Raw genomic sequence first — 10,585 nt, 5'->3', positions numbered from 1 at the left:
AAGCCGGTTTTTGATTGATAAAATATTAATCATCCGAGAATTTTGCTGGCTTCGCGCGCCACATTATCCATCTCGTCTAACAGTTCCAGTAGCTCCGGCTCCAGATCTTCTTCTTTAGTACCGCTGCGTAGCTGTTGTTCGATGAGCTGGCAGAGATTCTTCATACGTGGTACGCCGCTATAGCCGCAACTGCCATGCAGTTTATGAATCAAATCAACCAGGCCTTCTGGGTTTTCTCCAACCAGTTGTTCCTCAACTTTGTTGCGAACTTCTGGCAGGAAATCGAGCAACATTTGCAGCATATCGCGCGCCAGATCGGTTTTTCCTGCTGCCTGGCGTAGTGCCAGTTGCCAGTCGAGGGTCGCATTCGGGTTCACCACAATTTCGTTGACTTCGGGCGTCACGACGCGAGACGAAATACCGCTGCCAGGCTTGTAGCGCAACAACAAATTATGCAATCGCTCTTCTTCAATCGGTTTCGCCAGATAATCGCTCATCCCTGCGCCAAGCAGCTTCTCTTTTTGCCCGGCCATTGCATGCGCCGTTACCGCGATAACCGGCGTTTGTTGCTGATGGGGGAGCTGGTGGATGAGCTCGCAGGCCCGAATGCCATCCATGTCCGGCATTTGAATATCCATTAAGATCAAATCGAACGGCATCTGTTTCGCCCGTTCAACCGCCTGATGCCCGCTATCGCAAAGTTCCACATGTTGCACCATATCTTCCAGCAATGCGCCGATAAGTTTCAGGTTAGCGGGGTTGTCATCAACCGCCATGACTGTCATTGCCAGCTTACTTTCATCGGTTACAGGCAAAAGCGTGTTTTGTTTGTGATGACAAAATTCCGTCAGGGCAGGCAACAGGCGCGTAGGTGTTAATGGTTTCAGCAGACACGCGCCGATACCATCTTGCTTGAGTTTTTCTGCATTGACTTGTGCATGGCAAGGAAGTGCCAGCATCAGGAAATCGGTCATCGATACCGCTTTCGCTAATCGCTCATGTTGCATTGTTAACGGCTCGCGGAAGGTCACCGCGATGCCTAACAACATCATGTCGTAATGCGCGGGAGGCAGCGCGGAGAACGTTGGGCTATAAACCACTTCCAGCGGTGTTTCACTTAAAATATCCAGCGTACATTGCGCTGCTGCGGAGTTCGGTTCGACATAGGCCAGACGCTTACCGGCGAGGCACTGGGTGGATGGCCCTTCGATGATAATATTCGGGTTCAGATCAAGATTAATATGGAACCAGAAAGTTGAACCGCGATTCGGCTGGCTATGGAACGAAATATCGCCGCCCATTTCATTAACCAGTTTTTGTGTAATCACCAGCCCCAGCCCGGTGCCACCATGACGGCGGGAAATACTGGCATCAGCCTGTCGGAAGGCCTGGAATAAGCGCGATTGATCGCGTTCAGGAATACCAATGCCGGTATCCCGAATCTGCACTTCAATCTGCACTTTGGTATTACTCAGCGCACGTTTTTCTACCAGAATATCAATGTTGCCATTCTCGGTGAATTTAATTGCATTCCCCACCAGGTTAGTGATGATTTGCTGTAATCGCAGTGGGTCGCCGATCACGTTATCAGGCACGTCGCTTTTAATATTGAGCGTCAGTTCCAACCCTTTATCGTGAGAAGAATGTGCCAGCAGAGTAACGACTTCATCCAGCGTGCTGCGTAGTGGGAATGGAATACTTTCCAGAATCAGCTTACCTGCTTCCAGTTTCGAGAAGTCGAGAACATCATTAATAATTGCCAGCAAATTATTTGCCGAACGTTCAATGGTATTCAGGTGATCGCGTTGCGTTGGCGTTAATTCTGTTTTCAGCGTCAGGCGGGTAAAGCCAATAACGCCATTCAGCGGTGTACGCAGCTCGTGTGACATATTTGCCAGAAACTCGGACTTAATACGCGCCGCTTCCTGGGCGCGCTTTTTCGCCAGATCCAACTCAACGTTCTGAATTTCCATCTGCTCCAGCGTTTCCCGCAGATCGGAGGTCGCCTGGTCGATATTGTGCTGCATCTCTTCGTGATAAGCTGCCAGCGACATTGCCATCGAGTTGATACCGTTTTTCAGCATATCTAGTTCGCCGAGCATAAATCCTTCCACCCGGCTGTCGAGTTGCCCACGACGGATGCGGTCGACGGTATTTACCATGTTACGAATTGGGCCGGTTACATCGCGCATTAAGCGCCAGCCAAAAATAAGCGCAATACCGATACAAAACAGCATCATCACGCTGGAAATAAAGATCTCTTTATATTGCTGCAAGCGAACTGATTTGAGATCCAGCTCAAGCGCAATATATCCCAGCATATTCTGGCTATTTTTGGCATCGCTACTGGGCGATTCGTCGGGGGAATAACTCTCGGAAATAATCGGTGTGCGCAGGATCATAATATCGCCGTCACGTGTGACAGTGAGCTGGCGAGGAAACGGCACGTTGCTGCCGAGCTGCATTGATGAAGGATCAAGATGAAAATTGGAGGTGACAAAAAGTCGGTTATTTTCATCATAAACCGAAATCGCGCGAACAATATCGGAATGGCGACGATGCAGTACGCTTATTAACTGACCGATAGATTCGCGATTTTGCAGGCTCATGCCATATTCAGTAGAAACGGCAAGTGGCTCAATAATGCTGGCACCGGCATCTTCCAGTTGACGCTGCAAGTCGTTATAGCGGTGTACGACGAAAAAGATACTCAGCAATAAACCAATAAGGACGGTCGGTGCCAGGATCAGAATCATCATGCGTGCGCGCAGGCTGTAGTTGGTCATGGAGTTCCGTTATGGGACAATTAAGGTCACACTGTTAAATTGAGAAAGTCTCGCCAATGGCGCAATTCTACTCTGCAAAACGACGCACGACGACGCGTCAGATCATAACCGTTTCAGTCAACGACCTCGACTCTTTTGGTCAGGGCGTGGCGCGACATAACGGCAAAACGTTATTTATCCCCGGAGTATTACCGCAGGAAAACGCGGAAGTGACTGTTACTGAAGATAAAAAACAGTATGCCCGCGCTAAAGTCGTACGGCGGTTAAGCGACAGCCCGGAACGCGAAACGCCACGCTGCCCTCATTTTGGCGTATGCGGTGGCTGTCAGCAACAACACGCCAGCGTGGATTTACAGCAGCGCAGCAAAAGTGCGGCGCTCGCCCGGTTAATGAAACACGACGTCTCTGAAGTGATCGCCGACGTCCCCTGGGGCTATCGGCGCCGTGCGCGTTTAAGTCTGAACTTTCAGCCGAAAACACAACAGCTCCAGATGGGATTTCGCAAAGCGGGTTCCAGTGACATTGTTGATGTTAAACAATGCCCTGTTTTAGTGCCCCAACTTGAAGCATTGCTGCCCAAAGTCAGAGCATGTCTGACGAGCTTACAGGGAATGCGCCACCTTGGGCATGTTGAACTGGTGCAGGCAACCAGCGGCACGCTGATGATTTTGCGCCATACCGCACCGCTAAGTTCGGCAGATCGCGAAAAACTGGAATGCTTTTCGCATTCTGAAGGCCTGGATCTGTATCTCGCCCCCGATAGTGAGATACTCGAAACGGTCTCTGGTGAGATGCCCTGGTATGACTCAAACGGGTTGCGCTTAACTTTTAGCCCGCGTGATTTTATTCAGGTCAACGCGGGCGTGAACCAGAAAATGGTGGCGCGCGCGCTGGAGTGGCTGGATGTGCAACCTGACGAGCGCGTGCTGGATCTGTTCTGCGGCATGGGCAATTTTACGCTGCCGTTAGCCACTCGTGCGGCAAACGTAGTGGGTGTAGAAGGTGTTCCGGCACTGGTGGAAAAAGGCCAGCAGAATGCGCGTCTTAATGGCTTACAAAATGTGACGTTTTATCACGAAAATCTTGAAGAAGATGTCACAAAGCAGCCGTGGGCGAAAAGCGGCTTCGATAAAGTGTTGCTGGACCCAGCGCGAGCAGGTGCCGCAGGTGTTATGCAACAAATTATAAAACTGGAACCCATTCGTATAGTTTATGTATCCTGTAACCCTGCAACGCTGGCTCGGGATAGCGAAGCGTTATTAAAAGCAGGATATACCATTGCGCGACTGGCGATGCTGGATATGTTCCCACACACGGGGCATCTGGAATCGATGGTACTTTTCTCGCGCGTAAAATAGTTACGATTTGCTGATTTCGGCAGGTCTGGTCCCTAAAGGAGAGGACGATGGTTGCGGTAAGAAGTGCACATATCAATAAGGCTGGTGAATTTGATCCGCAAAAATGGATCGCAAGTCTGGGTATTACCAGCCAGAAGTCGTGTGAGTGCTTAGCCGAAACCTGGGCGTATTGTCTGCAGCAGACGCAGGGGCATCCGGATGCCAGTCTGCTATTGTGGCGTGGTGTTGAGATGGTGGAGATCCTCTCGACATTAAGTATGGACATTGACACGCTGCGGGCGGCGCTGCTGTTCCCTCTGGCGGATGCCAACGTAGTCAGCGAAGATGTGCTGCGTGAGAGCGTCGGTAAGTCGGTCGTCAACCTTATTCACGGCGTGCGAGATATGGCGGCGATCCGCCAGCTGAAAGCGACGCACACCGATTCTGTTTCCTCTGAACAGGTCGATAACGTTCGCCGGATGTTATTGGCGATGGTCGATGATTTCCGCTGTGTGGTCATCAAACTGGCTGAGCGTATTGCTCATCTGCGCGAAGTGAAAGACGCGCCGGAAGATGAACGCGTACTGGCAGCAAAAGAGTGCACCAATATCTATGCGCCGCTGGCGAACCGTCTCGGGATCGGGCAACTGAAATGGGAACTGGAAGATTACTGCTTCCGTTATCTCCACCCGACCGAATACAAACGCATTGCAAAACTGCTGCATGAGCGCCGTCTCGACCGCGAACACTACATTGAAGAGTTTGTCGGGCATCTGCGCGCTGAGATGAAAGCTGAAGGCGTTAAAGCTGAAGTCTATGGTCGCCCGAAACACATCTACAGCATCTGGCGCAAAATGCAGAAAAAGAACCTTGCCTTTGACGAGCTGTTTGATGTCCGTGCAGTACGTATCGTCGCCGAGCGTTTACAGGACTGCTATGCTGCACTGGGGATAGTGCACACTCACTATCGCCACCTGCCGGATGAGTTCGACGATTACGTCGCTAACCCGAAACCAAACGGCTACCAGTCTATTCATACCGTGGTGCTGGGGCCGGGCGGTAAAACCGTTGAGATCCAAATCCGCACCAAACAGATGCATGAAGATGCAGAACTGGGTGTTGCTGCGCACTGGAAATATAAAGAGGGCGCGGCTGCTGGCGGCGCGCGTTCGGGACATGAAGACCGGATTGCCTGGCTGCGTAAACTGATTGCGTGGCAGGAAGAGATGGCTGATTCCGGCGAAATGCTCGATGAAGTACGCAGCCAGGTCTTTGACGACCGGGTGTACGTCTTTACGCCGAAAGGTGATGTGGTTGATTTACCTGCGGGATCAACGCCGCTGGACTTCGCGTACCACATCCACAGTGATGTCGGGCACCGCTGCATCGGGGCAAAAATTGGCGGGCGCATCGTACCGTTCACCTACCAGTTGCAGATGGGCGACCAGATCGAAATTATCACCCAGAAACAGCCGAACCCCAGCCGTGACTGGTTAAACCCAAACCTCGGTTACGTCACAACCAGCCGTGGGCGTTCGAAAATTCACGCCTGGTTCCGTAAACAGGATCGTGACAAAAACATTCTGGCAGGACGGCAAATCCTTGACGACGAGCTGGAACATCTGGGGATCAGCCTGAAAGAAGCAGAAAAACATCTGCTGCCGCGTTACAACTTCAATGATGTCGACGAGTTGTTGGCGGCGATTGGTGGCGGGGATATCCGTCTCAATCAGATGGTCAACTTCCTGCAATCGCAATTTAATAAGCCGAGTGCCGAAGAGCAGGACGCCGCCGCGCTGAAGCAGCTTCAGCAAAAAAGCTACACACCGCAAAACCGCAGTAAAGATAACGGTCGCGTGGTAGTCGAAGGTGTCGGCAACCTGATGCACCATATCGCGCGCTGCTGCCAGCCGATTCCTGGTGATGAGATTGTCGGCTTCATTACCCAGGGACGTGGTATTTCAGTACACCGCGCCGATTGTGAACAACTGGCGGAACTGCGCTCCCATGCGCCGGAACGCATTGTTGACGCTGTATGGGGCGAGAGCTACTCCGCCGGATATTCGCTGGTGGTTCGCGTTCTGGCGAATGATCGTAGCGGGTTGTTACGTGATATCACGACCATTCTCGCCAACGAGAAGGTGAACGTGCTTGGCGTTGCCAGCCGTAGCGATACCAAACAGCAACTGGCGACCATCGACATGACCATTGAAATTTACAACTTGCAGGTGCTGGGGCGCGTGCTGGGTAAACTCAATCAGGTGCCGGATGTTATCGATGCGCGTCGGTTGCACGGGAATTAATCTTACATAGCTGGATATGGCGTCAGCCGTATCCAACGATATCTTTTACTCGAAGGTATTACACCTGACAGACCCGCAATTTTCAGGACATTCCAATGAATCAAATCGACCGTTTGCTCACTATTATGCAGCGTCTTCGCGACCCGGAAAACGGCTGCCCGTGGGATAAAGAGCAGACTTTCGCCTCTATTGCACCTTATACCCTTGAAGAAACCTACGAAGTGCTGGATGCCATTGCCCGCGAAGACTTTGACGATCTGCGCGGTGAACTTGGCGATCTATTGTTCCAGGTGGTGTTTTACGCGCAAATGGCTCAGGAAGAAGGGCGCTTTGACTTTAATGATATTTGCGCTGCAATCAGCGATAAATTAGAGCGTCGACATCCACATGTTTTTGCTGACAGTTCTGCCGAAAACAGCAGTGAAGTGCTCGTCCGTTGGGAACAAATCAAAACCGAAGAACGCGCGCAGAAAGCGCAGCATTCGGCGCTAGACGATATTCCTCGTAGTTTACCGGCCTTAATGCGTGCGCAAAAAATTCAGAAACGGTGCGCCAACGTTGGCTTTGACTGGACGACGCTTGGCCCGGTAGTCGATAAAGTCTATGAAGAGATCGACGAGGTGATGTACGAGGCGCGGCAGGCTGTTGTCGACCAGGCTAAACTGGAGGAGGAAATGGGTGACCTGTTGTTTGCCACGGTCAATCTGGCTCGCCATTTAGGGACAAAAGCGGAAATTGCATTGCAAAAAGCCAACGAAAAATTCGAGCGTCGTTTTCGCGAAGTGGAGCGTATTGTTGCCGCGCGTGGACTGGAAATGACAGGTGTTGACCTCGAAACAATGGAAGAAGTCTGGCAACAAGTAAAACGGCAGGAAATTGATCTCTAAGGGAATTACGCGGTCAAGCGCGATTTGTGTCATTTTTTAAATGACAAGCGATTGATTTGCGTCAAAAACATTTACCCCAAAGGGGCTATTTTCTCACTCCTGATTTCAATAGTGCGCTGGCGAAGAGGAGGGATAATGAAAGTTTGTGGCACAGGTCATGTTCGGGTATACTGCTTTCCCGTCCTGGTTATTCCATCGTCTTTTCAACCTAACTTCTCAGGTTCAGCATGACAACGAACTATATTTTTGTGACCGGCGGGGTCGTATCCTCTCTGGGTAAAGGCATTGCCGCAGCCTCCCTCGCAGCCATTCTTGAAGCCCGTGGCCTCAATGTGACCATCATGAAACTGGATCCGTACATCAACGTCGATCCAGGTACTATGAGCCCAATCCAACACGGGGAAGTGTTCGTTACTGAAGACGGCGCTGAAACCGACCTGGACCTGGGGCACTACGAGCGTTTCATTCGTACCAAAATGAGCCGCCGTAACAACTTTACCACGGGTCGTATCTACTCTGACGTTCTGCGTAAAGAACGCCGTGGCGACTATCTGGGCGCAACCGTACAGGTTATCCCGCACATTACTAACGCTATCAAAGAACGCGTTCTTGCTGGTGGCGAAGGCCACGACGTGGTTCTGGTAGAAATCGGCGGTACTGTAGGTGATATTGAATCCCTGCCGTTCCTCGAAGCGATTCGCCAGTTGGCTGTTGAAATTGGCCGCGAACATACTCTGTTTATGCACCTGACACTGGTGCCGTACATGGCAGCGTCTGGTGAAGTCAAAACCAAACCGACTCAGCACTCTGTAAAAGAGCTGCTCTCTATCGGTATCCAGCCTGACATCCTGATTTGTCGTTCAGATCGCGCCGTACCGGCAAACGAACGTGCGAAGATTGCATTGTTCTGTAATGTTCCGGAAAAAGCGGTTATTTCTCTGAAAGACGTCGATTCCATCTATAAAATTCCGGGCCTGTTGAAATCTCAGGGGCTGGACGATTATATTTGTAAACGATTCAGCTTGAACTGCCCGGAAGCGGATCTGTCCGAATGGGAACAGGTTATCTTTGAAGAAGCGAATCCGGTGAGTGAAGTCACCATCGGTATGGTCGGTAAGTACATCGAACTGCCGGACGCTTATAAATCCGTGATTGAAGCACTGAAACACGGCGGGCTGAAAAATCGTGTCAGCGTCAACATCAAACTGATCGATTCACAAGATGTTGAAACGCGCGGTGTTGAAATCCTTAAAGGTCTGGACGCGATCCTCGTACCTGGCGGTTTCGGCTATCGTGGCGTAGAAGGCATGATTACTACCGCGCGCTTTGCGCGTGAGAACAATATTCCTTATCTGGGCATTTGCCTGGGTATGCAGGTGGCGTTAATTGATTACGCTCGCCATGTTGCCAATATGGAGAACGCCAACTCTACGGAATTTGTGCCAGACTGTAAGTACCCGGTTGTGGCGCTGATTACCGAGTGGCGCGATGAAAACGGCAACGTTGAAGTTCGTAGCGAGAAGAGCGATCTCGGCGGCACCATGCGTCTCGGCGCACAGCAGTGCCAGTTGGTTGACGATAGCCTGGTTCGCCAACTGTACAATGCGCCGACAATTGTTGAGCGTCATCGTCACCGTTACGAAGTCAACAACATGCTGTTGAAACAGATTGAAGATGCAGGTCTGCGCGTTGCGGGCCGTTCCGGGGATGATCAGTTGGTCGAGATCATCGAAGTTCCGAATCACCCGTGGTTCGTGGCTTGTCAGTTCCATCCGGAGTTTACTTCTACTCCACGTGATGGTCACCCGCTGTTTGCCGGCTTTGTGAAAGCCGCCAGCGAGTTCCAGAAACGTCAGGCGAAGTAAGTAAAAAAGTTAGAACGGCAACGCGTACCCAGGGTACGCGTTGTTTGTCTGGAGTTTTAGTTTAACTAGTGACTTGAGGAAACCCTAATGTCCAAAATCGTAAAAATCATCGGTCGTGAAATCATCGACTCCCGTGGTAACCCGACTGTTGAAGCCGAAGTACACCTGGAGGGTGGTTTCGTCGGTATGGCAGCTGCTCCGTCAGGTGCTTCTACTGGTTCCCGTGAAGCACTGGAACTGCGCGATGGCGACAAATCCCGTTTCCTGGGCAAAGGCGTAACCAAAGCTGTTGCTGCGGTTAACGGCCCGATCGCTCAGGCGCTGATTGGCAAAGATGCCAAAGATCAGGCTGGCATTGACAAGATCATGATCGACCTGGACGGCACCGAAAACAAATCCAAATTCGGCGCGAACGCAATCCTGGCTGTATCTCTGGCTAACGCCAAAGCTGCTGCAGCTGCTAAAGGTATGCCGCTGTACGAGCACATTGCTGAACTGAACGGTACTCCGGGCAAATACTCCATGCCGGTTCCGATGATGAACATCATCAACGGTGGTGAGCACGCTGACAACAACGTCGATATCCAGGAATTCATGATTCAGCCGGTTGGCGCGAAAACTGTGAAAGAAGCCATCCGCATGGGTTCTGAAGTTTTCCATCACCTGGCAAAAGTTCTGAAAGCGAAAGGCATGAACACTGCTGTTGGTGACGAAGGTGGCTATGCGCCGAACCTGGGTTCCAACGCTGAAGCTCTGGCTGTAATCGCTGAAGCTGTTAAAGCTGCTGGTTATGAACTGGGCAAAGACATCACTCTGGCGATGGACTGCGCAGCTTCTGAATTCTACAAAGACGGTAAATACGTTCTGGCTGGCGAAGGCAACAAAGCGTTCACCTCTGAAGAATTTACTCACTTCCTGGAAGAACTGACCAAACAGTACCCGATCGTTTCTATCGAAGACGGTCTGGACGAATCTGACTGGGACGGTTTCGCATACCAGACCAAAGTTCTGGGCGACAAAATCCAGCTGGTTGGTGACGACCTGTTCGTAACCAACACCAAGATCCTGAAAGAAGGTATCGAAAAAGGTATCGCTAACTCCATCCTGATCAAATTCAACCAGATCGGTTCTCTGACCGAAACTCTGGCTGCAATCAAGATGGCGAAAGACGCTGGCTACACTGCAGTAATCTCTCACCGTTCTGGCGAAACTGAAGACGCTACCATCGCTGACCTGGCTGTTGGTACTGCTGCAGGCCAGATCAAAACCGGTTCTATGAGCCGTTCTGACCGTGTTGCTAAATACAACCAGCTGATTCGTATTGAAGAAGCTCTGGGCGAAAAAGCACCGTACAACGGTCGTAAAGAGATCAAAGGCCAGGCATAAGTCTGACTTTATCTGATTTAA

General features: G+C 51.1%; 6 protein-coding genes. 5 read left to right on the top strand and 1 reads right to left on the bottom strand.

The window, feature by feature from the left end:
* Positions 1-29: 29 nt before the first annotated feature.
* Entirely contained in the window at positions 30-2,786 is a 2,757-nt protein-coding gene (gene barA / locus A7589_RS15025) for a two-component sensor histidine kinase BarA (protein WP_000186450.1), read from the bottom strand.
* A gap of 56 nt (positions 2,787-2,842) precedes the next feature.
* Between barA and rlmD the strand changes: the two genes are divergently transcribed.
* From rlmD to eno, 5 genes are all read left to right on the top strand, one after another.
* Complete coding sequence (gene rlmD, locus A7589_RS15020) at positions 2,843-4,144, top strand: 23S rRNA (uracil(1939)-C(5))-methyltransferase RlmD (RefSeq protein WP_000046835.1); 1,302 nt, start codon at positions 2,843-2,845, stop codon at positions 4,142-4,144.
* Positions 4,145-4,191: 47 nt separating this feature from the next.
* Entirely contained in the window at positions 4,192-6,426 is a 2,235-nt protein-coding gene (gene relA, locus A7589_RS15015) for a GTP diphosphokinase (RefSeq protein ID WP_000226848.1), read from the top strand.
* A 95-nt stretch (positions 6,427-6,521) separates the two neighbouring features.
* Positions 6,522-7,313, top strand: a complete 792-nt coding sequence (gene mazG, locus A7589_RS15010; RefSeq protein WP_001071627.1) for a nucleoside triphosphate pyrophosphohydrolase — start codon at positions 6,522-6,524, stop codon at positions 7,311-7,313.
* 227 nt (positions 7,314-7,540) lie between these two features.
* Positions 7,541-9,178 (top strand): glutamine hydrolyzing CTP synthase, encoded by a 1,638-nt coding sequence (gene pyrG, locus A7589_RS15005; protein WP_000210857.1) that lies wholly within the window; start codon positions 7,541-7,543, stop codon positions 9,176-9,178.
* An 87-nt stretch (positions 9,179-9,265) separates the two neighbouring features.
* The gene (gene eno, locus A7589_RS15000; RefSeq protein ID WP_000036723.1) at positions 9,266-10,564 is read left to right on the top strand and encodes a phosphopyruvate hydratase; all 1,299 of its coding nucleotides are present in this window, start codon (positions 9,266-9,268) and stop codon (positions 10,562-10,564) included.
* Positions 10,565-10,585 lie beyond the last annotated feature (21 nt).

Origin of the sequence: Escherichia sp. MOD1-EC6475, from assembly GCF_003046645.1 — a bacterium.
Taxonomy (GTDB): domain Bacteria; phylum Pseudomonadota; class Gammaproteobacteria; order Enterobacterales; family Enterobacteriaceae; genus Escherichia; species Escherichia ruysiae.
This window is presented reverse-complemented; position numbering and strand designations above follow the sequence as displayed.